We start from the raw sequence: 25,701 nt of genomic DNA, 5'->3' as shown, positions 1-25,701 counted from the left end.
CGATGTGATTAAGGTACTCTGCGAGGGATCCCGAACATTAAAAAAGCCGATCTCTCTGTATGAGAGAAATCGGCATCTTGTCTTATTTCGTACCTGTATGACCAAATCCACCCGCTCCGCGAACGGTATCGGATAAAGACTCAACCTTCAGTAGACGGACTTGCGGAACTTCCTGAATCACCATTTGAGCAATTCGTTCATGCCGTTCAATCGTGAATGGTTCTTGACCTAGGTTGGCCAAGAGAACCTTCACTTCTCCCCGATAATCGGCATCAATTGTACCTGGCGAATTCAGGCATGTAATGCCATGTTTGTAAGCTAAGCCGCTACGTGGACGAATCTGCGCTTCGAGCTGTGCCGGCATCGCCATAGCAAAGCCTGTAGGCACAAGCACACGCTGCCCTGGTGCGATCACAAGAGGCTCAGTCACGGCTGCATATAAGTCAAATCCCGCTGCAAGCTCCGACATCTTCGTGGGTAAGGATACATCTTCATTTCCTGGGAGCTGTTTAATTTCTACATCATAAATCAATTTTTTTCCCTCCGTAACATCATCAAGCATATTCGATTACTTCTTTAATTGACGGTTGATTTGGTTCAACGCCTTATCCGAATTACCTACCATCGCAACGGCGAACGGCACAGCGACCATCTGGTGAAGCAGCGACTCAATATCTTGGAACGTAACCGCTTCAATTCGTTCAATCATTTCATCCAGTGTAAAATGACGTCCTAACATCAATTCGTTTTTGCCTAGACGATTCATTCGACTTGACGTACTCTCTAGACTAAGAATCAGACTTCCTTTCAACTGTTCCTTGCCTTTGGAGAATTCCGATTCCGTCAGCCCTTGAGCTACAACTTCGTTCATGACTTCCATCGTTAAATCCAAGACTTCCTTCGTTTGCTTCGGTGCTGTACCTGCATAAATCGTGAACAAACCTGTATCCACATAGGAGCTGTGATAGGAATAAACCGAGTAAGCCAATCCCCGCTTCTCCCGAATTTCTTGGAATAGTCGTGAGCTCATTCCGCCGCCAATCGCATTATTCAGAATAACCATTCCGTATAATCGCGGATCCGAACTGGAGCAACCTGGCATGGAGAGACAAATATGGTTCTGTTCTGTTTTCTTCTTATGATAGATCACTTGTCCGTCAAAATCCGGCGCTTCGAGCTGCTGTTCCTTCCCATGGACAGTAAAGTGACCGAAATGCTTCTCTAGGAGCGCGAGTGTCTGATCGTTAATGTTGCCCGCAACACTGATTACGGTATTCTCGATCGTATAATGCTCTTGCATATATTGACGAAGGTCATCGGAAGTCATCGCTCTAAGCCGCTCTTCTGTCCCAAGTATCGAGTAGGATAATGGATGATCTCCTAGAGCAGCACGCGATACGGAATCATGAACCATATCATCAGGCGTATCTTCATACATCGCAATTTCTTCTAGAATCACGTTCTTCTCTTTGTCCATGTCCTCCGTATCAAATTTCGAAGCGAAGAACATGTCTGCGAGGACATCTACCGCGATCGGTAAATGTTCATCGAGGACTTTAGCATAATAGCATGTATATTCCTTCGATGTAAATGCATTAACATTGCCTCCAATGGCATCGAATGTCTCTGCAATTTCCTTCGCGGTGTACCGATCTGTCCCTTTGAAGAGCATATGTTCTATAAAATGCGAAATCCCGTTGTTCGCCACTTGCTCGTTCCGGGAACCAGTTCGAACCCAGATGCCGAAGGAAACTGAACGGAAGGTCGGAATTTGCTCCATAACGACGCGGAGGCCGTTGCTTAATGTTGTTTTAATCATGTATATCCTCCTCAAAGTTTTGTCACAAAATCTTAGAATAATTTCAAAATATAAATAGCCCCTAAAGCGGGAGAATGAAGTCTCGGAAGAGTTTACGTCCGCCTTTGGGAGCCCTTTTCACCCCTCTCATCCAATCATAAGAAAAGGGCGGACAAGAGCGGCTGGAGAGAATTCATCTCACGTGAACCCGGGCATTTATGTTTTGGTATTTCTAATTTTGCCGAACAAAACTGACTCCTCTAATCGTACCAAAAATATTACCGTCCCTCAACCTTCGCATTCTTCACTCTGGTGGTCGATACCATCTCATCGATCGTACCTAACGTGTATCCTCGTTGCTTAATGACACGTATCATCCCTTTAAGCGCGCCACTCGACGATGCTGTCGGATGCATTAGGATGAGTGAACCCGCTTCAACCTTTCGGCTAATCTTCTCGACCACGGAACTCGGTGTTGGCTTCTTCCAATCAACCGTATCCAGTGTCCATAACACGGTTTTTAATTTGAGACTGTGCGCAATGCGAACTGTCTCCGCATCAAAATCACCGGATGGCGGTGCAAACCACTTATTCTCGACGCCAAGCTTTTCCTTAAGCAGCTTCTGCGTCTTCGCAATTTCTTGCGTCGCCTCATATTCATTTAACTTACTCATATCCTTGTGCGAATAAGCATGATTCTCGAGTTGATGTCCGCGCCGCTGAATCTCCTTCGCCATATCGACATGCGAATCGAGCCACTTCCCATCGAAGAAAAAAGTCGCTTTCACCTGTTCAGCGTCTAATGTATCTAGCATTGGCCCAATAAACTCATCGCCCCAAGCAACGTTAATCATTAACGATACCATCGGTTTCTCCGGGTTACCCCGATACATCGGATTTGCTGGCAAGTCATCCAAACTCTTCGTTGGCGTCAATTCCTTGTATACAAACTTAATTGGATCGCCTTCGGTGGATGCATGATTTAATTGATAGGTCTTCTCGACATCTACTTCAATCCCATTATATCCGGGAATCAGCTTCCATACTCGATCAATTCGAGGCTCTATTGGTGGTACGCGACGTTGATCGGCTTCTTGCAATATCCGTTTCATGAGTGCATCGGAAGCGTCGGTTTTGAACCATTCAAAAGCGTTCGTCGTAGGCTGCGTGCCTCTCCATACGGCGATCGTCTCCCGATACCCCGTCCATTCTGCAAGTAGCAGAAAAATGATGAAGCTGCTTATGATCATAAATAGTTTCTTGCGCATCATCGACAATTCGTCCCCTCGACTAATTTGTCCTAATCTATGAGTTAGCAAGGGGGAATATGTCCAATTAGACAAAAAAAGAAACAGATCATCTCTGTCTCTTCGTTGTTATAAAAATTTGTTTAAGCTTGTTCTGCAGCTTCTGCCGTTAAAATGGCTTTACGGGACAAGTTGACACGACCTTGTTGATCAATTTCAGTGACTTTAACAGTAATTGTGTCACCAATTGCAATGACATCCTCAACTTTCGCAACGCGCTCTGTGGAAAGCTGTGAAATGTGCACAAGGCCATCTTTGCCAGGAAGAATTTCTACGAATGCACCGAACTTCTCAATCCGTTTGACCGTTCCTAGATAGATTTCGCCGACAACCACTTCTCTTACAATGCCTTCAATGATCGAACGAGCTTTCTCGTTCATTTCTGCATTGGATGAAGCGATAAATACGCGACCGTCTTGTTCAATATCAATTTTTACGCCAGTCTCTTCAATGATCTTATTGATGATCTTACCACCCGCACCAATCACATCACGAATCTTATCTGGGTTGATATGCATCGTCATAATTTTCGGTGCATATGGCGACAAGCTTTCTTTCGGTTGACCAATAACCTCTAACATTTTAGATAAGATATGCATACGTCCTTCTCTTGCTTGTTTTAGCGCATCCGCAAGAATTTGACGATCAATTCCATCAATTTTGATGTCCATTTGAATCGCAGTTACGCCTTGAGCTGTTCCTGCAACTTTAAAGTCCATATCACCGAGGTGGTCTTCCATACCTTGAATATCAGAAAGAATAGATACATGCTCCCCATCTTTAATGAGACCCATTGCAATACCAGCTACTGGTGCTTTGATCGGGACCCCAGCATCCATCATTGCAAGTGTACTCGCACAAATACTCGCTTGCGAAGTCGAACCATTGGATTCGATAACTTCCGATACAAGACGAATCGTGTATGGGAATTCAACCTCAGAAGGAATAACTTTGGACAACGCACGCTCACCTAGGGCACCATGACCAATCTCACGACGACCTGGAGGACGAAGAGGTCTTGCTTCCCCAACGCTGAATGGTGGGAAGTTGTAATGATGCATGAATCGTTTGGTCTCTTCTAAACCGATACCATCCAAAATTTGAACATCGCCCAATGCACCAAGTGTACATACACTTAATGCCTGTGTCTGTCCACGTGTGAACAATCCTGTTCCATGTGTACGTGGAAGAATATTGATATCACAAGAAATTGGACGGATTTCTTCCAATTTACGACCATCTGGTCTTACTTTATCATGTGTAATCAAACGGCGAACTTCTTCTTTAACGATGTCATGAAGAATTTCCTTCACATCATCCATAAGCTCGTCCTGTTCAATATATTGTCCTTCAAAATGTGCGATTGCCTCAGCACTAATCGCATCAATCGCATCTTGACGCGCATGTTTCTCCGCAATTTTAACGGCTTCCACAAGGCGTTCTTGAGCAAATGCACGAACTTCTGCATTGACAGTCTCATTGACCGTATGCAATTTTACTGCCATTTTCTCTTTACCAGCTTGCGCGACGAAATCATTAATTACAGCAACGATTTTCTTGATTTCATCATGTCCGAACATGATTGCTTCAAGCATAACTTCTTCAGCTACTTCATTCGCTTCCGCCTCAACCATCATGATCGCATCCTTCGTGCCTGCTACCACGACATGAAGATCACTCTTCTCTTCTTCGGCTACCGTTGGGTTAATGATGAACTGACCGTCAACACGACCAACAATAACGCCACCAATCGGGCCGTTAAATGGAACATCAGAAATACTGAGCGAAGCAGATGTACCGATCATCGCAGCAATCTCAGGAGAGCAATCTTGATCCACACTCATCACGAGATTTACGATTTGTACATCATTACGGAATCCTTCTGGGAATAACGGACGAATCGGCCGATCCGTTAGACGACTGGATAGAATTGCTTTTTCACTTGGTCTTCCTTCACGTTTAATGAATCCGCCTGGAATTTTACCAACCGCATACAGACGCTCTTCATAATTGACCGTTAACGGAAAAAAGTCCAAATCTTTAGGTTCGGACGAAGCTGTGACTGTACATAGAACGACAGTGTCACCGTATTGTACTTTAACCGCAGCATTTGCTTGCTTGGCCAGGACACCCGTTTCAAGAATCAACGATCTTCCGCCCAACTGCATTTCAACACGTTTTAACATGAAACCCCTCCTTATTTCTTTCATCATTTTGTATGTATTACTATTATTATTTCCTTTTTTATAAAAAGCAACCCGGTTGCACCCGCACGGCATCGAAGCGCATGCGGTGAACAACCAGGCTGCAGTTTGTCGTATATTAGCGACGAAGTCCTAGCTTTTCGATTAAAGCACTGTAACGTCTAACATCCTTGTTTTTCAAATAAGCAAGAAGTTTACGACGTTGACCTACCATTTTCAAAAGACCGCGACGTGAGTGGTGATCTTTCTTATGCGTACGCAAGTGGTCTGTCAAGTTCTTAATGTTTTCTGTTAGGACAGCAACTTGCACCTCAGGGCTACCTGTATCAGTTGCATGTTTTTTGTGTTCCTCAATCAGTTGCGTTTTGCGTTCTTGAGTTAAAGCCATCCTATTCACCTCCTTCAATATAATCGCCATTAGCCTCGTCAACGATGGTGAGACGTATAACCAAGCTAAGGTTAATGATGTTGTCCGATTAGACAACAACGTTATTCAGTATATCACACTCGATATAGGAATGTAAATGTCTACTTTGAAGCTAGAATCGCTCTCGCCGCATCTGCGTCACGATGAATCTGTGCGATTAATTCTTGGACCGAGCTAAAGCGCTGCTCCGGGCGAATATATTCGATAAATTCAATACGAATTTGTTCCCCATAGATATCCTCGTTGAAATCGAACAAATGCGCTTCAAGCGTCTGCTTCATCCCATCTTTATGGAAGGTTGGCTTGACTCCGATATTCATGACGCCATCATACTTCTTCTCAGAAAGATAGACCTGAATAGCATATACCCCATTGCATGGAATTAAGTACGCATCGGTTGGGTCAACATTGGCCGTCGGATATCCAATCGTGTTGCCCCGACCTTCACCTGCAATGACGGTTCCATGAACGATATAAGGTCGACCAAGGAGTCTATTAGCTTCCTCCACTTCGCCCTCACTTAAGTGCTTGCGAATTAATGTACTGCTCACCTTCAGACCCGATAGCAACCAAGGCTGAATCACATCGACAGTCATCTGACCTTTGCCAAGCTCCCGTAACATTTCTGGATTTCCCTCGCCCTTATAGCCAAAAGCATAGTCAAATCCTACCACAGCATGCTTGACTTCAAGTGCAGTAAGGAATTCTTCAACAAAAGTTGTCGGAGATATATGAGAAAAGGCCTCATCAAAACGCACAACAAATAGCTGATCTACACCTAGGCGTGCCATGACTTCAAGCTTCTCACTTAGCGGCGTGATATAATTACTGTGCTTTTCTTTGCGCAATACTTCACGCGGCTTTGGGTGAAATGTCATGACCGAAGCAGGAATGCCATGTGCTCTAGCATAAGCGACGGCTCCACCAATCACCTGTTGATGTCCAAGATGAACGCCATCGAAATAACCAAGGGCCATCGCTTGCGGTCTACGGAATTGTTCCATTTGCTCTGGTGTGAGCGGATAAGATATTGTAATTTTTTTCACGTTAATCAACACCTGCAATTCTCATCATCAGAATTTGCTACAATGCAAGCCATTTACGGTAAGAACACTTTGACCGGTCTTATGAATGTCTCATCTGGCTTTCTCTCGAAGATACCATAAAATTGTCCTTCTGGCGAGTACAAACGAATACATCCAGGTACATCCACTACCGGAGATACCGCTATGCCGGATAATTTCTGGCCTTGAACAGCTTGATATGCTTTATCCGCAGCAATGGTGTGCGCGGGTAAATGGGATACCGATACATCCATCGGAATGAGATGCTCTTGCAGACTACCTTGCTGTTTGTATTCCGCAATTTGTTCGAGCGTAAGACCATGTTCTCTCGTCATATTGGCAGACATCGTTCGCACAAGCGAAGCCATTGTTGCCGGTACACCTAATGCTTTCCCTATATCGACACATAGCGTGCGAATATAAGTACCTTTGGAACATAGGACGCGGAAGTGAACTTCTGGCTCAGATCCTTGAAGCTGAACCTGCAGCACCTCAATCTTGTAGATCGTGACCTCTCTCGATTTACGCTCCACGACTTTACCTTCACGAGCAAGCTCGTATAATCGCTTCCCATCCACCTTTACTGCTGAATACATCGGCGGAACCTGCTCAATCGTACCGACGAACGATTGAATGACTTCTTGGACCTGCTCCTCTGTTACTTCAACCGGGTCCAGACGCTCGATAACTTCTCCCGTCAAGTCTTCGGTGTCTGTCGCGATCCCAAGGCGGAGAACGGCTTCATACTCCTTAGGAAGTTCTTGAAGATATTCAACTAATCTCGTAGCTCGTCCTAAGCACAACGGCAATACACCTGTCACTGCAGGATCTAAGGTGCCCGTATGGCCAATTCGCTTCATACGAATCAGCCCACGCACCTTCGCAACGACATCATGCGATGTCCAGCCTGCCGGCTTCAATACGGGTAAAATTCCATCAAGATCTATCATAATTGCTGCCTCACTCGTTCCACAACTTGATTTATCACATCATTCAAATTCCCTTCGATTCTGCATCCTGCCGCACGTACATGACCGCCACCGCCAAAAGATTGAGCGATTTCAGCTACGTTCACATGCTCATTCGAACGAAGGCTAACTTTGACTGCTACATCGCTTACTTGCTTGAACATAATCCCAACATCCACGCCTTCAATGTTACGCGGGTAATTCACCAAACCTTCTAGATCCTCATTTACAGCACCCGTCTCCGACATATCTTCTGGTGTCACATAAATATAGCCCACACGATTACCATCGGTAAAAGTCAATCTGGATAACGCTTTCGTTAAGAGGAGCATTTGTGCCATCGACATCTTCTCTAGCAAATGATCGGCAAGCTGATGTCCATTCACACCATACGTTAAAAGCAGAGATACAATCTCCATAACACGAGGTGTTGTATTCGCATAGCGGAACCCACCTGTATCCGTTAGAATCCCGGTATACAATGCCGTAGCAATCTGGGCATCCCACACAATACCGAATTGATTCATAAGATCGAATAGGATTTCTGCTGTTGCTGCAGCATCTGCCTTGATCAAATTCACCGTACCAAAGCTGTCATTGGTCGGATGATGATCAATATTCAAGAGGACTCGATCTTCTGTAAAGAGCTGCTGTACTTTACCGGTTCTTGAGAAATCTGCGCAATCTACACAAATAACCGTGCTAAAAGTACGGTTTGGTGGTGCAAGTGTATAATTATGTATTTCATTCGCGGACCACAAGAAGTCTAGACGGCTTGGAATAGCCCCTTCATTGATCATCGTGAATTTCTTACCCAGTTGTGACAATAACCAACCGATCGCGACGGTTGAACTGGCAGCATCACCGTCCGGTTGGACATGTGATACTACCAGAAAATCGTCATGATGATTGATGAAGTTGTATGCAGCTTGAAGCTCTTCTGCATACAACGAATCGTTAGAATTCAACTTCATCATTTTACTCTCCATCTTGAATTTCACCGAGGATCTTTTCAATTCGACTACCGTACTCAATTGAGGAATCGAATTTAAAGATTAACACCGGGGTGTGACGAAGACGGACTCTTTTCCCTAATTCAGATCGAAGATATCCATTAGCTTTCGCCAACGCTTTTAACGTATTTGATTTTTGTTCATCATCGCCAAGTACACTCAGGTATACTGTAGCTTGCGATAAATCATTTGTAACTTCAACCCCTGTCACGGTTACGAAACCGATCCGGGGGTCTTTCAACTCCGATTGGATCATTTGGCTGAGTTCCTTTTTCAGTTGCTCGCCAACACGTCCTACACGAATTTTAGCCATGGGTGTGTCACCTCTCTACTTACGCTCTACCGTTTCCATGACAAAGGCTTCGATAATATCTCCCTCTTTAATGTCATTGAAGCGTTCAATGGTAATACCGCACTCGTAGCCTTGCGCTACCTCTTTAGCATCATCTTTGAAGCGTTTCAAGGAATCGATTTTGCCTTCGAATATTACAATACCTTCGCGAATGACGCGAACTTCTGCCGAACGAATGATCTTACCGGATGTAACCATACAACCTGCGATCGACATTTTGTTGATTTTGAAAATATTACGTGCTTCGGCATGACCAACCACGTTCTCACGATATTCAGGATCAAGCATCCCTTTCATCGCTTGTTCGATCTCTTCAATCACGCTATAGATAACGCGGTGCAGACGAACATCAACTTTCTCTTGATCTGCAGTAAGCTTAGCTTGGTTATCAGGTCGAACGTTAAACCCGATGACGATTGCATTCGAAGCGGCTGCCAGAATAATATCGGATTCAGTAAGCGCACCTACACCGCTGTGGATGATCTTAACACGAACGCCTTCAACTTCGATCTTCGCCAAGGAACCTTTCAATGCTTCAACCGAACCTTGAACGTCCCCTTTGATAATCACGTTGAGGTCTTTGATCTCGCCGTCTTTGATGTGCTTGAACAGATCATCCAACGTAACACGTGTATTCGCATTAAGTTCGGATTGACGATGTGTAATTGCACGACGGTCAGCAATAGCACGTGCTTTGCGCTCATCTTCAAAGCCCATGAACGGATCGCCTGCAAGTGGAACTTCTGTCAGACCCGTAATCTCAACCGGAGTTGATGGACCTGCTTCTTTCAGGCGACGACCTTTGTCATTCACCATTGCACGGACACGACCGAAGCAGTTCCCTGCAACAAATGCATCCCCAACGCGTAGTGTACCATGTTGAACAAGGATACGAGCTACTGGACCGCGGCCTTTATCCAGCTCAGCCTCGATAACCGTACCACGAGCACGTTTATCCGGATTTGCTTTGTATTCGTTCACTTCAGCTACGAGAAGAATCATCTCGAGCAAGCCTTCCAAGTTCGTACGCTGCTTCGCAGACAAGTTAACGAAAATGGTGTCGCCGCCCCACTCTTCTGGAACCAACTCATAATTTGTAAGCTCTTGTTTCACTTTGTCTGGATCTGCGCCTGGCTTATCGATTTTGTTCACCGCTACGATAATCGGTACATTCGCTGCCTTCGCATGGTTGATCGCTTCAACCGTCTGTGGCATAACACCGTCGTCTGCTGCAACTACGATAATTGTAATATCTGTTACTTCAGCACCACGTGCACGCATCGTTGTAAACGCTTCGTGACCTGGTGTATCGAGGAACGTAATCTTCTTACCGTTAATTTCAACTTGGTACGCACCAATATGCTGCGTGATTCCGCCAGCTTCACCGCTTGTTACATTCGTCGAACGAATTGCATCAAGCAATGTTGTTTTACCATGGTCAACGTGACCCATGATCGTAACGACAGGAGGACGTGTTTTCAAATCAGCTTCATCATCTACTTCTTCTACATTTTCAAAACGGTCTTCCTCAACAGGGATCTTGATCTCAACTTCGACCTTGAACTCTGTAGCAAGCAATTGAATCGTATCCAGATCAAGCTCTTGGTTAATGGTAGCCATAACACCCAAGAAAATTAATTTTTTGATGACTTCAGAAGCATCCTTGTGAAGCAATTTAGCGGTTTCCCCAACCGTCATATTGCCGCGTACAATAATTTTCTTCGGTGTATTGTCGATCTTCTCACGTTTTTCTTGAACTTGCTGCTGGCCTCTACCGCGTTGGTTTCTTCCTCCACGGTTATTATAGCCACCTTGATTTCCTTTGAAGCTGCTGACTTTGTTATCATCGAAGCGCTTTTGATTAGGCTTCGTTTTCTTTGGTGCTGTTGCTGGTTTAGTTACTGACACGAATTCCTCTCCCTCATCCACTTGTTTGCCAGAGTTTCCATTGAATTTATTGGGAGCTTGTGCCTGATTCCCATGATTTTGTGGTCTCGTAGCTTGTGAATTATTACTATTTCCTTGGAATGCTGGTCTACCTTGGCCTGGTCGTTGCCCGGAGTTTGCTTTTCCATTGCTTGTTCCGTTAGGGTTCCCCATTGTTCTGCGCTGATCCTGATTTTTTGAATTGTTATTCGTTTGAAAATTCCCCTGCTTCTCAGGTTGGCGAGGCTTATTTTGATCACGTCCATCACGCGATGGGTTTGTTGACTGTCCATCACGATGACGACTCGGTTGTTGCTGTTGGCCAGCTGGTTTGGATTGTGTAGCTGTCCCTCCATCCCGCTGTCCTTGTGGCTTCACATGGCTCGGTTTCGCAGAGACCGTCGCCATTTCGTTAGCCTTAGACGCTGGTGTACTCGCAGTATTCACTTGCGATCCTGCAGCAGGCGGGTTCGATGGCGCACTCACTTGACCTTTGTCAGTGCTCGAACGTTTCGCTGCTGCATTCGCCTTAATATCCCGGAAGAATTGTTCCACACGGCCCACGGTATCATTCTCCATCACGCTCATATGGTTGTTCACAGGGATATCGAGCCGTTTCATGATCGTAATAATTTCTTTGCTGCTCATATTTAAAGACTTAGCATATTCATATACTCTTAATTTATCTTTATTATCTTTGTTCAATATACTCCACCTCCGACAATATCAACATTTCCTTACTGATCATTCGATAAAAACCTGGGTCTGTCACTGCTAGAACGACGCGTTCGGCTTTACCGATACATTCTCCCAAAGTTCCCCGATCGAAACCGATCGCAAGCGGCACGTTGTACGTATGACATTTGTCGCGAAATTTCTTCTTGGTGTTCTCTGAAGCGTCGCCTGCGACAATAACGAGATGAGCTTGACCCGCACGGACAGCCTTGAGCACGATTTCATCACCCGTGATCAACTTCCCTGCACGCATTGCAAGTCCCAAGTGGGACTTTACTTTACTCATCTTCATCCTCCGCCCGCTCTTTATTCGCAATGAATTCATCTTCAACGCGTATAAAGTCCTGCTCCAGTTGGTTGTATATTTCAGGCTGTACCTGATGCTTCAATGCACGATCTAGCGCCTTGCTCTTATGAGCCAGCTTGAAACAGGACAGCTTACCACATAAATAAGCGCCGCGTCCTGCTTTTTTGCCAGTCAAATCAATTAACACTTCATCTTGCGGCGTTTTCACCACACGAATCAGTTCTTTTTTGGGCATCATTTGCTGACAAGCAACACATTTTCGCAGCGGTACTTTTCTAGGTCTCATACGATCCCCTCCCCCGTCGCGTAATCAATTAGTCGATCGATACGGAATCCTGATGCATCGTCTCGCCTGTTCTCTCGCGTCCGTATTCTTCTTCCGCTTGTGTCTCGCTCTTAATATCGATCTTCCAGCCCGTAAGCTTCGCTGCAAGACGAGCGTTCTGACCTTTAATACCAATCGCAAGGGACAATTGATAATCCGGTACGATGACACGCGCCATTTTCTCTTGTTCGAATACTTGAACCTCTAAGACTTTGGATGGACTAAGTGAGTTCGCTACATATTCGTCAACGCGGTCGGACCAGCAGACGATATCGATCTTCTCGCCTTTCAGCTCGTTCACGATCGTCTGAACACGAACCCCTTTCGGCCCTACGCAGGATCCTACTGGATCAACTTCCTCATTGCGCGAATATACTGCGATCTTGGAACGGAAGCCAGCTTCACGAGCCACGGAACGAATCTCAACAACACCATCAAAAATCTCAGGCACTTCGAGCTCGAACAAACGTTTGAGCAGACCCGGATGTGTACGGGAGAGCAGAATTTGCGGTCCCTTTGTTGTATTCTCAACCTTCGTGATGTACGCTTTGACGCGATCCCCTTGCTTGAACTTTTCATTAGGCATCAACTCATTTAACGGCAAAGCCGCTTCAATTTTGCCTAAGTCAATATAGACATTACGTAAATCTTGACGTTGAACGATACCTGTAACGATATCTTCTTCCTTCTCAATATACGCATTATAGATCAAGCCGCGTTCTGCTTCACGAATGCGTTGTGTCACAACCTGCTTGGCAGTCTGTGCAGCAATACGTCCGAAATCACGTGGTGTTACTTCGATCTCTGCGATATCCCCCATTTGGAAGTTCGGGTTAATCTCACGTGCCGCATAGAGGGAAATCTCCATCCGAGGATCAAGAATCTCTTCCACAACGGTCTTTCTCGCGTATACTTTGATCACGCCATTATGGCGGTTCATGTCAACGCGAACATTTTGTGCCGTGTTAAAGTTGCGTTTATAACTTGAAATTAAAGCGGCCTCGATTGCCTCAAACAAAATATCCTTGCTAATCCCTTTTTCGCGCTCAATTTCATGAAGCGCTTCAATAAAATCCATACTCATTGCGGAATAGCTCCCCCTTTCAATCCTTCACCCTTATTCATCATCAATTGGTTAGAACAGAATACTTAATCTTGCACTAGCAACCTTCGCGTAAGGAATCGTCTTCTTCGACTTTCTCCCTTTCGTGATCGCTTCAATGACCATTTCTTCTCCATCAAAGGAAAGTAACACACCTTCAAATTCCTTCGTGCCGTCAATCTGCTCATATGTAGTCACATACACGTTTTTGTTTATTGCTTTGTGAACATCCTCTGGCTTTTTGAGCGGTCGTTCAGCGCCTGGCGATGAAACCTCTAAGAAGTATGCTTCTGGAATTGGATCATTCGCATCTAGCTGATTGCTTATGAATTCACTAATAAGGCCGCAATCTTCAATATCGATCCCGCCTTCCTTATCCACGAACACGCGCAAAAAGTAGCTGCTACCTTCCTTCACATATTCGACATCAACGAGTTCGAACCCATTTTCATCCAAATATGGCTGAATCATTTCTTCCACAACCGATTTAATCTTCGGTGTACTCAAGATGTTACCCCCTTGTTTCTTCCCTGTAACCTTACGATTTAAGACTCACTATCTGAAAAGCTATATACCAAAAGGTAAAGAGTGGGTTTCCCCACTCTTCTTCGCGACAGTTATATCATCATCATTACCAAAAAATTATAACATACGCATAACGCAATGACAAGTAGCGTCAGCAGTCGAGAACCGAAGCAATCTCTAGAATAACGACAATTGGTTGCTCTCTGGCAGCCCTCGGAAGCAGCCCATTTGTCCCAGAACCTCAACAATGGTCTTACTTGCCTTGGAACGCATTTGGAAGTCTTCAATCGATAGATATTCACCTTGATCTTTTGCCGCAGCAATACTGCGGGCTGCATTCTCCCCAATCCCTTGAATCGCTGCAAACGGAGGTATCAAGCTATTTCCATCCACGATAAATTTCGTTGCATCCGAACGATAGAGATCGATCGGTTTGAACGTAAAGCCCCGTGCAGTCATCTCAAGAGACATCTCCAGTATCGACAAGCTGTTCTTCTCTTTCGGTGTCGCTTGGAAGCCTTTCGCTTCAATCTCAACGATCATCCTCTGGATCGCGTCATATCCTTGACATAATACATCTAGATCAAAATCTGCACCACGTACAGAGAAATACGTTGCGTAGAATGCAATCGGATGGTAAATCTTATAGTAAGCACAGCGGACGGCCGAAATAACATATGCTGCCGCATGGGCTTTCGGGAACATGTATTGGATTTTGAGGCAAGAATCAATGTACCACTGCGGCACTTTGCAATTCTTCATCTCTTGAATCCATTCATCGGAAAGTCCTTTCCCTTTACGAACGTTCTCCGTAATTTTGAAGGCAAGCCCCGCATCCATACCTGCTTTATAAATTAAGAACAACATAATCTCGTCACGACAACCGATAACCGTCTTGATCGTACAGATTCCACTCTTAATCAGATCTTGTGCATTCCCAAGCCATACGCCCGTTCCGTGAGAAAGTCCCGAAATTTGCAGCAAATCGGCAAAGGTAGCTGGTTTCGCTTCAATTAACATCTGGCGAACGAATTTCGTCCCCATTTCAGGAATACCATACGTCGCAACCGGGGTACGAATCTCATCCGGTCTTACACCGATTGCATCCGTAGAATTGAATAAGCTCATAACCTTCGGATCATTCATTGGGATGGATGTTGGATCAACACCCGTTAAGTCTTGGAGCATCCGCATCATCGTCGGATCATCGTGCCCCAGAATATCAAGTTTCAGCAAGTTCGCTTCGAACGCATGGTAATCGAAATGGGTGGTTTTCCAATCTGCATTAACGTCATCTGCCGGGAATTGAACCGGCGTTACATCTTCAACATCGATATAATCCGGTACAACCACGATCCCGCCGGGATGCTGCCCGGTACTTCGCTTCACGCCAGTACATCCCGAAGCTAGTCGATTCAGCTCAGCACCGCGCCACTTCTTATGTTGATCTTCTTCATACTTCTTCGCAAATCCGAACGCCGTCTTATCCGCAACCGTACCGATCGTCCCCGCCCGGAATACACATTTCTCACCGAACATTTCTTTCGTGAAATTATGGGCAACTGGCTGATAATCCCCAGAGAAGTTCAAATCAATATCGGGAACTTTATCGCCTTTAAATCCTAAGAACGTCTCAAATGGAATATCTTGACCTTCGCCTTTCAGTGGCTCGCCACAGTTCGGGCAGAATTTGTCCGGAAGATCGAACCCGCTCGGTACACTACCATCCGTGAACCATTCGCTGTGCTTACAATTTGAATTGCGACACAAATAATGCGGAGGTAATGGATTAACCTCGGAGATTCCTAGGAAGGTAGCAACGATAGAAGAACCAACGGATCCCCGTGAACCGACCAGATAACCGTCTTGGTTCGATTTCTTCACAAGCCGCGCAGAGATCAAGTAGTTCGCAGAGAATCCAAATTTGATAATCGGAATAAGTTCTTTTTCAAGCCGCTGTATAATAATATCATTCAATTCATCGCCATACAGGTCTCTAGCAGTCTGATAACATGTGCTGCGAATCTCTTCATCCGCACCGTCGATATTCGGCGTGAACAATTTGTCCGGGAACAATTTAATTTCTTCGAACCGATCTGCTAACGCGTTGGTATTCGTCACGACCACTTCGTAAGCTTTTTCTTTCCCTAAAAATGCGAATTCCTCCAGCATCTCATCCGTCGTTCGCAAATGTGCATCCGGCTTACGAATATCTTTGAGCGGGCTGAATCCGGTAATCCCATGAATGGCGATATCCCGATAAATTTTGTCCCGAGGATTCAAATAATGCACATTCCCTGTCGCAACAACCGGCTTGTCCAGCTTCATGCCTATTCTACAGATGGTCTGAATGGCCTGTTCAATATGAGCCGGACTGCCGACCAATCCTTTTTCAACGAGATGCATGTACATCGTGAGCGGTTGAATCTCAAGAATATCATAGAATTCAGCGATCTCTTCCGCCTCTTCAATTGTCTTGTTGAGTACCGTCTCGAACAATTCGCCCTTCTCGCATCCCGAAATGACGATTAGCCCTTCACGGTGTGCAGTAAGTTTACTACGCGGAATGCATGCGACGCGCTTGAAATTTTCCGTATGAGATAAGGAGACCAATTTGTATAAATTCTTCTTGCCAACGTCATTTACCGCATAGATTCCACAATGGAAAGGGCGCACGTTGGATAGATCTTTACCGACATAATCGTTCAGCCGATCCAGCATCGTAATGTTCTTCTGCTCGGCAGCATCTTGTAAGAGTCCAAATAGAATACCGCCCAATGCAATGGAGTCATCAATCGCTCGGTGATGATTTTCTAGAGAAACTTTATATTTAGCCGCTAATGTGTTTAGTCGGTGATTTTTCAACGTTGGGTGAATCAATCTTGCTAACTCAAGTGTATCAAGAACCGGATTCGTTATTGGAGGGATTTCGAGCTGTCTTAGCGCGCGCTGCAAGAATCCCATATCAAACCGTGCATTATGGGCAACCAGAATCGAGTCACCTACGAATTCTACAAATTCTCGAACGACGGGATCGAGTTCCGGAGCATCCCTCACCATTTCATCGGTAATGTTCGTGAGCTGTGTAATATTGTATGGGATCTTCTCATGTGGATTGATAAACTTGGCGAACCGGCCAACCTCACGTCCTTCACACATCTTAACCCCGGCAAGCTCAATAATCTTATTATTCGTTACCGACAGTCCCGTGGTCTCGACGTCAAACACAATATATGTCGCATTCTTCAGTTCAATCGGCTGTGGCTCCAGAACAATATCAACGCCATCGTTGACGACATTCGCTTCTAAGCCATAAATCATCTTAATGCCGTTTTTCTTCGCTGCTTTATCCGCCTCTGGATAACACTGCACATTCGCATGGTCTGTAACTGCGATAGCTTTATGTCCCCATTTGGCAGCCGTCTTGATATATTGATCGATTGAAGTGACCGCATCCATCGTACTCATCGTGGAATGCAAATGGAACTCAACGCGTTTTTCCTTCGCATTATCCATTCGATCCGGCGGAGCTTTAACCTCCATAAGGTCAGAAGGGATCATAACCAGCTCAGGTATCTGCATAAAGCGGTCATATTCCACTTTACCTCGTGCACGCACCCATTTGCCATTCGCGAGTAAGTTCATGATCTTGACATCTTCTTTGTTCTTCGCAAACATCTTCATTTGCAAGGAATCCGTGAAATCTGTCAAGTAATACGTGAACAGCGTACTACCATTACGAAGTTCCTTCACTTCAAGCCCGAATATTGCACCTTGAATCGTAACCTTCTTCTCTTCATCTTGAATTTGTTCCAACGGAACAGGTTGTTCTTTGATCTCATAACCCACTTGCAACTTCAAATCTTCAGCACTACCGCTGTCACTCTCGACTTCTTGTTCAATGCTTGTCATCATCTGCTGAATAACTTCACGTTCCTGGACAACCAGCTTCTGTTGGAATTCTTCATACACTTCCGCATTGAACTCCCCAGCCTGGAGCTTAACACGTACTGTGCGATTGAAATATTGCTCATAGAATCGTGCGATTGCATCGTCAATACTGCGTTTACGCGCTAATTCCAGTGAGGTTGTATCATTTAAAGTAACGAGCACATTCGATTGTTCAGCCTGTATATCTGCTTTACTCATAAACCCTTGAACTGAAGCGACTTCTCGTTGAACCCACTCCAGGAATAGTCCCCAATATTCTTCGACGATCTCACCTGTCGTCACCGCATCCGAATATTCAAGAATGAGTTTGATCTTGGCAATGTGAGACATTCGTTCACGCACTTGCACACCAAAGGTACGATAAGCGGGTGAAGGTAAGATCGACTCACGACGAATATATATGGTCCATTCTCGATTCGTACGGCTCGTCTCCACACGATCGATGTAACCCTCTGTAAAATAAGCATCGATCATGCTGCCAGGAATTTCAGCTTGATTGAGAAGTACCTCGAACCGTTTTCTTTTCTCCCCCAAATTTCCCATGATGTTCCCCCTACAAAATCGAAAAGCTTCTGCAAAAGAGGTATCGACGAATCATCGAGATCTTCGTAAGAAGCTTTTCAACTTAATTAAATAATATTAGTAAGCGCGAGCGAATACGACAGTATGTTCCGCTTTCTCTCCACAGCATAGGCATGTAGTTTTCTGCTCTTGCGGTTCAAACGGAATATTACGGCTTGTCGCACCTGTCTCTTCTTTGACCTGCGACTCACATGCAGCCGATCCACACCAACCTGCAAGATAGAATCCACGCTGATCTTCCATCGAAGCTTTCAATTCATCAAGTGTATCCACCGATTTGAAGTGATCTTCACGGAACTGCTTCGCACGATTGAACATTTCTTGGTGAATATCTTCAAGCATGCCTTTCACTTCAGCAACAAGGTTATCTTGCTGCACGACACGTTTCTCCCCTGTAATACGCGATACAAGAACAGCTACACCGTTCTCCATGTCACGAGGCCCAAGTTCAAGACGAAGCGGCACACCGCGCATCTCATATTCATTGAATTTCCAGCCAGGACTCACATCCGAACGATCATCGACACGAACGCGTACGCCTGCTTTCTTCAGTTCTTGGAATAGCTCGTCGGTACGTCCAATCACTTGCTCACGCGTCTTCGGTGGGCCGATAGGAACCATGATCACTTGCGTTGGTGCAACCTTCGGTGGCAACGCAAGACCGCGATCGTCACCGTGAACCATGATCATCGATCCGATGAGACGTGTACTCACACCCCATGAAGTAGTATGGACATACTCCAGATTGTTCTCTCTGCTGAGGTATTTAATATCAAATGCAACGGCAAATTTCGTGCCAAGATAATGGGATGTTCCTGCTTGTACTGCACGTCCGTCTTTCATCATTGCCTCGATCGAATACGTATCGACAGCACCGGCGAAACGCTCAGAAGGCGTCTTCGCTCCCATAATAACCGGGATTGCTAAGTAGTTCTCAACGAAATCACGATAGATTTCAAGCATTTGCATTGTCTCTTGACGAGCTTCTTCCTCTGTCTCATGTGCCGTATGGCCTTCTTGCCATAAGAACTCACTCGTACGAAGGAATGGCAACGTACGTTTCTCCCAACGAACAACGTTCGCCCATTGGTTAATTAATACCGGCAAATCACGGTAGGATTGAATCCATTTCGAATACATATGTCCGATCATGGTCTCTGAAGTAGGACGTATCGCAAGACGCTCTTCTAGTTTCTCGCCACCTGCTTCGGTTACCCAAGGAAGCTCCGGATTGAAGCCCTCAACGTGCTCCTTCTCCTTCTGGAAGAAGCTCTCCGGAATGAACATTGGGAAGTATGCATTACGATGACCTGTTTCCTTGAAACGGCGGTTCAACTCTTCCTGCATGTGTTCCCAAATTTCGAAGCCATCTGGTTTGAATACAATACATCCACGAACTGGAGAGTAATCCATTAAATCAGCTTTCTTGATGACATCAATATACCAGCGCGAGAAATCCTCTTGCTGTGGTGTAATTTCTGTTACGAACTGCTTCTCTTTCGACATACGAATCTAAATGCCTCCCATGAAATGCTATAGCTCATTATGATTATTATTGTTCAATTCGACAAAACTTGTCGATTATCCTTTCACTAGCCGTAAAATATCATTATACGTGACAGCCAGCATCAACAACATTAACATGGCGAATCCAATGATATGCACCATGCTCTCTCGATTCGGATCAACCTTGCGGCCTCGGATCGCCTCAACCCCGATAAAGACAAGTCGACTACCATCGAGTGCCGGGATTGGGAGCAAGTTAAAGATCCCGAGATACAAGCTGAGTATTCCAGCCCATGACGTTAATTGATCAATCCCTTGTTTCGCAATTTGACCCGTAACTTCGAAAGTACGAACAGGTCCACCTAGATCATCCAATTTGAACTGACCAAAGATCAGCATTCGGAATCCATCGAATATGCGAATGGTTGTATTCTTCATAGCAATACCCGAATACTTAATTGTCTCCACAAATGATGCAGAACGCATTGGAGTAACAGGTACGATTCCGACCTTGCCGCCTTCCTGCCCTTCGATGAGTTCTGGCGTTACGTCAATACTTTTCGTTGCACCGTCACGCGTGATCTTCCAATGCATGACTTTATCCGTCGATTTACCAATCATCTCAATCATCTTGGTAGAATCAGCACCGATGTCTACACCATTAATCGTCTCGATAATATCCCCCGGTTTAAGTCCTGCACGATCCGCGGGTTTACCCTCCGTAATTTGTCCAATTGTGAGATGCTTCGGATTCTCTTCTGGCACACCAGCCATCATAATATACGCCGCGAACAAAACAAAGGCAAGAAAGAAGTTCATTAAAGGTCCGGCAAATATAGCCATTGCACGCTGACCTACCGTTTTACTTCCAAATTGGCGATTATAAGGTGCAATCTGGGTTTCTTGCCCTTTGGTCACCATCATGGCCTGTGGATGAACCGCAAGTGTCTGGATATCACCATCCACATCCAACTTCACGAATAGGTGCTCTTCAAGATCGATTTCCTCAACCGTACCACGCACCACATTTTTACGTTGATCCAATTGGTCTAGATAAAGGTTTGTTACTTGATCTTGATTCAATCGCACCGCTATGGTCTGACCTGGCTGAATCTGAACCAGCTCAGGATCCTCACCTGCCATCCGTACGAATCCACCCAACGGAAGAAGTCGCAACGTATACCGTGTCTCATTCTTCTTAAAGGAGAACAGCTTTGGTCCAAATCCAATTGCAAATTCACGAACGAGAATACCGGCGCGTTTCGCAAAATAGAAATGCCCCCACTCATGAATCGTCACGAGGACGAAAAAGACTAATACCGTTAAAAAAATGATCTGAACCATTTCCAACTGACAGCATCCTCCCTTCACTCACTTATGTCCATATAAATTATCAATATTCTCTATTTCGCTTCACGAGAATGCTTTGGCATAAGTTTTTTTAAGCGTATATTCCTAGGATAACCCAAAAGGGATGTTCAATGCCAATTGTCGTGTCAATCGATCTGTCTCTTGAATTTGTTCTAACGTAGGCATAGAAATCTGGTGGTGCTTGTCAAGGGCAGATGCGATAACATCTTCAATGTGAAGAAAGGAAATTTCACCCCGTAAAAATCGTGCAACAGCTACTTCATTCGCCGCATTGAAAACCGTTGGTGCTATACCCCCTATTTTACCACACTCAAACGCCATTCTTAAACAAGGATAACGGTCATAATCCATCTCACGGAAATGCAGCTTCCCGATCCGAGCTAGATCAAGCGAAGCAGCCGGTGAAGCGATCCGTTCAGGATATGTAAGTGCGTATTGAATCGGGACACGCATGTCGGGATTACCCATCTGCGCGATGATACTGCTGTCGTTAAATTCAACAAAGGAGTGAATAATACTCTCCGGATGAATGAGCACATCAATCTGCTCGTAAGGTAAATCGAACAGCCAGTGCGCCTCAATCACTTCAAGTCCCTTGTTCACCATCGTCGCTGAATCAATGGTAATCTTCGCTCCCATCGACCAATTCGGATGATTCAGTGCTTCTTCAACGGTCACACCTTGAAGCTGTTCCCGAGTGCGATCGCGGAAGGAGCCGCCTGATGCCGTAATCGTAATTTTCTTGATATTCTCCATCGATTCTCCGTTCAAACATTGAAAAATCGCCGAGTGTTCACTATCAATAGGCAGCATCGTCACGCCATATTCACGAATCATGGAGGTTACGATGTGTCCTGCGGTAACCAGTGTTTCTTTATTCGCCAGACCAATGTTCTTCCCTGCTCGAATCGCAGCTAAAGTCGAGGGCAATCCCTGACTCCCTACTAATGCTGTAACGACAAAATCAGCATCGGTTCGTGAAGCAACTTCTATAAGTCCTTCATCCCCGTAATATACTTCGATATCGGCGGGAATCTGCAGCTTCAGTTGATCCGCAAGCTCTTTGGTCGCAATCGATACTTTACGTGGTTTAAATCGATGGATTTGCTCTATAAATAAAGCAGCATTCGTCCCTGCTGCCAATCCTTCAACTTTAAATTGATCGGGGTAATGGGAAATGACGTCCAATGTTTGAGTACCAATTGAACCTGTCGAACCCAATATTGCTATTTTTCTCACGATCGTCCCTCTCCCTTATGCGTGCGGCAACAGCATCAGCAGTTGCACGAACGGAAACACAATCAACCAGCTGTCACAGCGATCCAATACGCCGCCATGCCCCGGTAGAAAATTCCCGCTATCTTTAATTCCGTGAACGCGTTTATATGCCGATTGGATCAAGTCGCCTAATTGACCAACGACAGCGGCAACTATCCCGATCCCAACAGCTTTACCAAATGGAAGCAAATCCGGTGCGTACCAAGCAAATAACAGTGCAATGACAACGGAGATGACAACGCCGCCAAAGGCGCCTTCAATCGTCTTATTCGGGCTAATAGAAGGCCACAGCTTGGTTCTCCCGAATGCACGTCCTGTAAAATAAGCCCCTGAATCGGAGGCCCAAATACAGCCAAACAATAAGAATGTCCAGAACAATCCATGATCATCTGGTGTGTACCGTGTTGTAATCATCGCTTGAAATCCGACACCTACATATACTGTGCCAAGAAACATCACTGCGATTCGATTAATATCAATTCGATTCTTGGATAATACGGTTATTGTTAAGAAAAGAAACATGAGAAGCCACATCCACATCGGTTCGACACTGACGTCAAACCCTTCCCATGGGAATACGAAATAAATAACACCTGCGAAACCGAGCAGGGAGGTGATGTTCCACCAATGAAAGTGGTTCATTCGGGCAAATTCATAATAGCCGATTAAGGATAACACGATTAGAAGTCCTTGGTACCAAGGTCCACCGATCACAGTGCAGGCAAGAAATGCTGACCCTGCAATTATCCCGGTAATGATGCGTTGCTTCAATGATATCCACTCCTACGAAGTTATACTAGACCGCCATATCTGCGTGTTCTCCGTTGGTATTCAGCGATTGCTTCATACAAATGTTCTTCCGTAAACGCAGGCCAATATACATCTGTGAACCAGAATTCGCTATAAGCCAACTGCCACAGCATAAAATTACTTAAACGGAGTTCCCCGCTCGTCCGAATGAGAAGATCTGGATTCGGTAAATGATTCGATAATAAGTGCTGTTCAATATCAGACTCCATAATATCTTCAGGGCGTAATTCACCATTTAACACACGTTGCCCGATCTCGCGAACACTCTCCACAATCTCTCTTCGACCGCCATAGTTCAAAGCAAAATTTAGAATAAGTCCCGTATTGTTCTTCGTTTGACGTTCTGCTTCCTCGATAGCTTTGAGCGTATGTGATGGCAAATCTTCTTTATGCCCCATCATTCGAACCTGAACATTCTTCTCAATCAGCTCCGCTAGTTCAATGGATAGGAACTCCTCAGGAAGCTTCATGAGAAAGTCTACTTCGTCTTTAGGCCGCTTCCAATTTTCCGTTGAAAAAGCATACATCGTAAGACATTTAACGCCAAGCTCATCAGCGGCAATCGTGACCTTCTTCACAGCTTTCATCCCATTGTGATGCCCGGCAATCCGCGGTAACCCACGATTTTTGGCCCAGCGGCCGTTCCCGTCCATAATTATCGCGATATGCTCAGGAATATTATCTTTTGATAAATTGAATGACGTTTGACCCTTGGGTCTCTCATCCAACCATTTCTGGAATCGCTTAATCATTCCATTTCCTCCAACCTAGATGATGAGAACTACACACAAGTAGAAAAAAGACAACAAACCCCACCGTTCGGAGGGGCAGCAGGCCTTACATTATACTTCCATGATTTCTTTCTCTTTTGATGCGGTTACTTTATCAACTTCACCAATATATTTATCCGTTGTTTTCTGAACGTCTTCTTGGTGGCGACGAGATTCATCTTCCGAAATGTCTGATTTCTCGAGTTTTTTAATCTCATCATTCGCATCACGACGAATATTACGAATGGCTACTTTCGCGTCCTCTCCGAACTTCTTCGTCGATTTCACGAGTTCCACACGACGCTCTTCTGTCAACATAGGAATCGATAGACGAATTTGAGTTCCGTCATTTGCTGGTGTCAATCCCAAGTCTGACTTTAAGATTGCTTTCTCAATTGCGCCTAATGAGGTTTTATCCCAAGGCTGAATCATAAGGGTACGAGAATCTGGTGTATTCACGTTAGCAAGCTGATTCACTGGGGTTGGAGCACCATAATATTCAACTTGGATACGATCCAGCATCGATGACGACGCACGACCCGCACGTAACGTTGCAAGATCGCGTTTCAAGGATTCAATTGCTTTCCCCATACGTTCTTCTGCATTTTTTTTGATTGATTGTGGCATTAGTCTACACTCCCTTTTACAATCGTTCCGATCTTCTCACCTTGTACAACACGTTTGATATTGCCCTTCTCCGTAATTGCAAAGACGACAAGTGGAATATTGTTATCCATGCACAATGAAGAAGCTGTTGAGTCCATCACGCCAAGATTACGATTTAACACTTCTAGATAAGTCAATTGATCGAACTTCTCTGCAGTCTCATCTTTGAATGGATCTGCCGTGTAGACACCGTCTACTTTATTCTTCGCCATTAGAATGACATCTGCTTCAATCTCAGCCGCACGAAGTGCTGCAGTTGTATCGGTCGAGAAGAATGGATTTCCCGTACCTGCTGCGAAAATAACAACTCTGCCTTTCTCCAAGTGGCGAATCGCACGTCTACGGATATAAGGCTCGGCAATTTGCTGCATTGCAATAGAAGTCTGAACGCGTGTTGGGACATCAATTTGCTCTAGCGCGTCTTGCAAGGCAAGGGAATTCATTACTGTAGCAAGCATACCCATGTAGTCAGCTGTTGCACGGTCAATTCCTTTTTCGCTGCCTGCGATTCCGCGCCAAATGTTGCCTCCGCCGCATACAATTGCAACTTCAACGCCAAGTTCAACGACTTCCTTTACTTGTTCAGCAATGGAATTAATAACATCAGACTCGATACCAAAGCCATTTTGGCCGGAAAGAGACTCACCACTTACTTTTAAGACGACTCGTTTATATACTGGTTGTTTCAATGATTTACCCTCCACTTTCGGATGA

Annotated in this window: 22 protein-coding genes; all 22 read right to left on the bottom strand. The window is 45.1% G+C overall.

Annotated elements, in window-relative coordinates; all coding sequences use genetic code 11:
* Window positions 1-82: 82 nt before the first annotated feature.
* Window positions 83-562 (bottom strand): dUTP diphosphatase, encoded by a 480-nt coding sequence (gene dut / locus C558_RS0119100; RefSeq protein WP_018757897.1) that lies wholly within the window; start codon window positions 560-562, stop codon window positions 83-85.
* Window positions 563-568: 6 nt separating this feature from the next.
* Complete coding sequence (locus tag C558_RS0119095) at window positions 569-1,819, bottom strand: M16 family metallopeptidase (protein WP_018757896.1); 1,251 nt, start codon at window positions 1,817-1,819, stop codon at window positions 569-571.
* 257 nt (window positions 1,820-2,076) lie between these two features.
* Entirely contained in the window at window positions 2,077-3,069 is a 993-nt protein-coding gene (locus C558_RS0119090) for a polysaccharide deacetylase family protein (protein WP_018757895.1), read from the bottom strand.
* A 119-nt stretch (window positions 3,070-3,188) separates the two neighbouring features.
* Window positions 3,189-5,291 (bottom strand): polyribonucleotide nucleotidyltransferase, encoded by a 2,103-nt coding sequence (gene pnp / locus C558_RS0119085; RefSeq protein ID WP_018757894.1) that lies wholly within the window; start codon window positions 5,289-5,291, stop codon window positions 3,189-3,191.
* 136 nt (window positions 5,292-5,427) lie between these two features.
* Window positions 5,428-5,697, bottom strand: coding sequence for a 30S ribosomal protein S15 (rpsO, locus tag C558_RS0119080; protein ID WP_018757893.1), 270 nt, complete (start codon window positions 5,695-5,697; stop codon window positions 5,428-5,430).
* 140 nt (window positions 5,698-5,837) lie between these two features.
* Window positions 5,838-6,782: a bifunctional riboflavin kinase/FAD synthetase gene (locus C558_RS0119075; protein WP_026264009.1), complete on the bottom strand. Its 945-nt coding sequence runs from the start codon at window positions 6,780-6,782 to the stop codon at window positions 5,838-5,840.
* A gap of 53 nt (window positions 6,783-6,835) precedes the next feature.
* The gene (gene truB / locus C558_RS0119070; protein WP_018757891.1) at window positions 6,836-7,750 is read right to left on the bottom strand and encodes a tRNA pseudouridine(55) synthase TruB; all 915 of its coding nucleotides are present in this window, start codon (window positions 7,748-7,750) and stop codon (window positions 6,836-6,838) included.
* Window positions 7,747-8,742 (bottom strand): DHH family phosphoesterase, encoded by a 996-nt coding sequence (locus C558_RS0119065; protein WP_018757890.1) that lies wholly within the window; start codon window positions 8,740-8,742, stop codon window positions 7,747-7,749. The genes truB and C558_RS0119065 overlap by 4 nt, the downstream gene beginning before the upstream one ends.
* A gap of 4 nt (window positions 8,743-8,746) precedes the next feature.
* Window positions 8,747-9,094, bottom strand: a complete 348-nt coding sequence (gene rbfA / locus C558_RS0119060; protein ID WP_018757889.1) for a 30S ribosome-binding factor RbfA — start codon at window positions 9,092-9,094, stop codon at window positions 8,747-8,749.
* Between the two features lie 15 nt (window positions 9,095-9,109).
* Window positions 9,110-11,707 (bottom strand): translation initiation factor IF-2, encoded by a 2,598-nt coding sequence (gene infB / locus C558_RS0119055; protein WP_051106897.1) that lies wholly within the window; start codon window positions 11,705-11,707, stop codon window positions 9,110-9,112.
* 43 nt (window positions 11,708-11,750) lie between these two features.
* Window positions 11,751-12,080, bottom strand: a complete 330-nt coding sequence (locus tag C558_RS0119050) for a L7Ae/L30e/S12e/Gadd45 family ribosomal protein (RefSeq protein ID WP_018757887.1) — start codon at window positions 12,078-12,080, stop codon at window positions 11,751-11,753.
* Window positions 12,073-12,387, bottom strand: coding sequence for an RNase P modulator RnpM (gene rnpM / locus C558_RS0119045; RefSeq protein ID WP_018757886.1), 315 nt, complete (start codon window positions 12,385-12,387; stop codon window positions 12,073-12,075). The genes C558_RS0119050 and rnpM overlap by 8 nt, the downstream gene beginning before the upstream one ends.
* Window positions 12,388-12,415: 28 nt before the next feature.
* Window positions 12,416-13,510, bottom strand: a complete 1,095-nt coding sequence (nusA, locus tag C558_RS0119040) for a transcription termination factor NusA (protein WP_018757885.1) — start codon at window positions 13,508-13,510, stop codon at window positions 12,416-12,418.
* Window positions 13,511-13,561: 51 nt separating this feature from the next.
* Complete coding sequence (gene rimP, locus C558_RS0119035; protein ID WP_018757884.1) at window positions 13,562-14,035, bottom strand: ribosome maturation factor RimP; 474 nt, start codon at window positions 14,033-14,035, stop codon at window positions 13,562-13,564.
* Window positions 14,036-14,230: 195 nt separating this feature from the next.
* On the bottom strand, window positions 14,231-18,547 hold the full coding sequence (locus tag C558_RS0119030) for a PolC-type DNA polymerase III (RefSeq protein WP_018757883.1): 4,317 nt from the start codon (window positions 18,545-18,547) through the stop codon (window positions 14,231-14,233).
* Window positions 18,548-18,643: 96 nt separating this feature from the next.
* Window positions 18,644-20,092: a proline--tRNA ligase gene (gene proS / locus C558_RS0119025; protein WP_018757882.1), complete on the bottom strand. Its 1,449-nt coding sequence runs from the start codon at window positions 20,090-20,092 to the stop codon at window positions 18,644-18,646.
* 75 nt (window positions 20,093-20,167) lie between these two features.
* Window positions 20,168-21,442, bottom strand: coding sequence for an RIP metalloprotease RseP (gene rseP, locus C558_RS0119020; protein WP_018757881.1), 1,275 nt, complete (start codon window positions 21,440-21,442; stop codon window positions 20,168-20,170).
* Window positions 21,443-21,547: 105 nt separating this feature from the next.
* Window positions 21,548-22,702, bottom strand: coding sequence for a 1-deoxy-D-xylulose-5-phosphate reductoisomerase (locus C558_RS0119015; RefSeq protein ID WP_018757880.1), 1,155 nt, complete (start codon window positions 22,700-22,702; stop codon window positions 21,548-21,550).
* Between the two features lie 15 nt (window positions 22,703-22,717).
* Window positions 22,718-23,512 (bottom strand): phosphatidate cytidylyltransferase, encoded by a 795-nt coding sequence (locus C558_RS0119010; protein ID WP_018757879.1) that lies wholly within the window; start codon window positions 23,510-23,512, stop codon window positions 22,718-22,720.
* A 20-nt stretch (window positions 23,513-23,532) separates the two neighbouring features.
* Complete coding sequence (locus C558_RS0119005) at window positions 23,533-24,303, bottom strand: undecaprenyl pyrophosphate synthase (RefSeq protein ID WP_018757878.1); 771 nt, start codon at window positions 24,301-24,303, stop codon at window positions 23,533-23,535.
* A 90-nt stretch (window positions 24,304-24,393) separates the two neighbouring features.
* Window positions 24,394-24,948 (bottom strand): ribosome recycling factor, encoded by a 555-nt coding sequence (frr, locus tag C558_RS0119000; RefSeq protein ID WP_018757877.1) that lies wholly within the window; start codon window positions 24,946-24,948, stop codon window positions 24,394-24,396.
* A complete protein-coding gene (gene pyrH, locus C558_RS0118995) occupies window positions 24,948-25,676 on the bottom strand; it encodes a UMP kinase (protein WP_018757876.1) in 729 nt (242 codons plus the stop codon). Before pyrH ends, frr begins: the two co-directional genes overlap by 1 nt.
* Window positions 25,677-25,701 lie beyond the last annotated feature (25 nt).

Source organism: Paenibacillus terrigena DSM 21567, assembly GCF_000374845.1.
Lineage (GTDB): Bacteria > Bacillota > Bacilli > Paenibacillales > Paenibacillaceae > Paenibacillus_K > Paenibacillus_K terrigena.
Note: the sequence above shows the minus strand (reverse complement) of the source record. Positions and strands in the feature narration are given on the sequence as shown.

Bases quoted from the DNA above. Each gene is read 5' to 3' on its own strand.
- C558_RS0119030 (WP_018757883.1), bottom strand. From the start codon at position 18,547: ATGGGAAATTTGGGGGAGAAAAGAAAACGGTTCGAGGTACTTCTCAAT.
- infB (WP_051106897.1), bottom strand. From the start codon at position 11,707: ATGAGCAGCAAAGAAATTATTACGATCATGAAACGGCTCGATATCCCT.
- truB (WP_018757891.1), bottom strand. From the start codon at position 7,750: ATGATAGATCTTGATGGAATTTTACCCGTATTGAAGCCGGCAGGCTGG.
- C558_RS0119005 (WP_018757878.1), bottom strand. From the start codon at position 24,303: ATGATTAAGCGATTCCAGAAATGGTTGGATGAGAGACCCAAGGGTCAA.
- rnpM (WP_018757886.1), bottom strand. From the start codon at position 12,387: ATGAGACCTAGAAAAGTACCGCTGCGAAAATGTGTTGCTTGTCAGCAA.
- rbfA (WP_018757889.1), bottom strand. From the start codon at position 9,094: ATGGCTAAAATTCGTGTAGGACGTGTTGGCGAGCAACTGAAAAAGGAA.
- C558_RS0119090 (WP_018757895.1), bottom strand. From the start codon at position 3,069: ATGATGCGCAAGAAACTATTTATGATCATAAGCAGCTTCATCATTTTT.
- frr (WP_018757877.1), bottom strand. From the start codon at position 24,948: ATGCCACAATCAATCAAAAAAAATGCAGAAGAACGTATGGGGAAAGCA.
- proS (WP_018757882.1), bottom strand. From the start codon at position 20,092: ATGTCGAAAGAGAAGCAGTTCGTAACAGAAATTACACCACAGCAAGAG.
- pnp (WP_018757894.1), bottom strand. From the start codon at position 5,291: ATGTTAAAACGTGTTGAAATGCAGTTGGGCGGAAGATCGTTGATTCTT.
- C558_RS0119065 (WP_018757890.1), bottom strand. From the start codon at position 8,742: ATGAAGTTGAATTCTAACGATTCGTTGTATGCAGAAGAGCTTCAAGCT.
- nusA (WP_018757885.1), bottom strand. From the start codon at position 13,510: ATGAGTATGGATTTTATTGAAGCGCTTCATGAAATTGAGCGCGAAAAA.
- C558_RS0119095 (WP_018757896.1), bottom strand. From the start codon at position 1,819: ATGATTAAAACAACATTAAGCAACGGCCTCCGCGTCGTTATGGAGCAA.
- C558_RS0119050 (WP_018757887.1), bottom strand. From the start codon at position 12,080: ATGAGTAAAGTAAAGTCCCACTTGGGACTTGCAATGCGTGCAGGGAAG.
- rpsO (WP_018757893.1), bottom strand. From the start codon at position 5,697: ATGGCTTTAACTCAAGAACGCAAAACGCAACTGATTGAGGAACACAAA.
- dut (WP_018757897.1), bottom strand. From the start codon at position 562: ATGCTTGATGATGTTACGGAGGGAAAAAAATTGATTTATGATGTAGAA.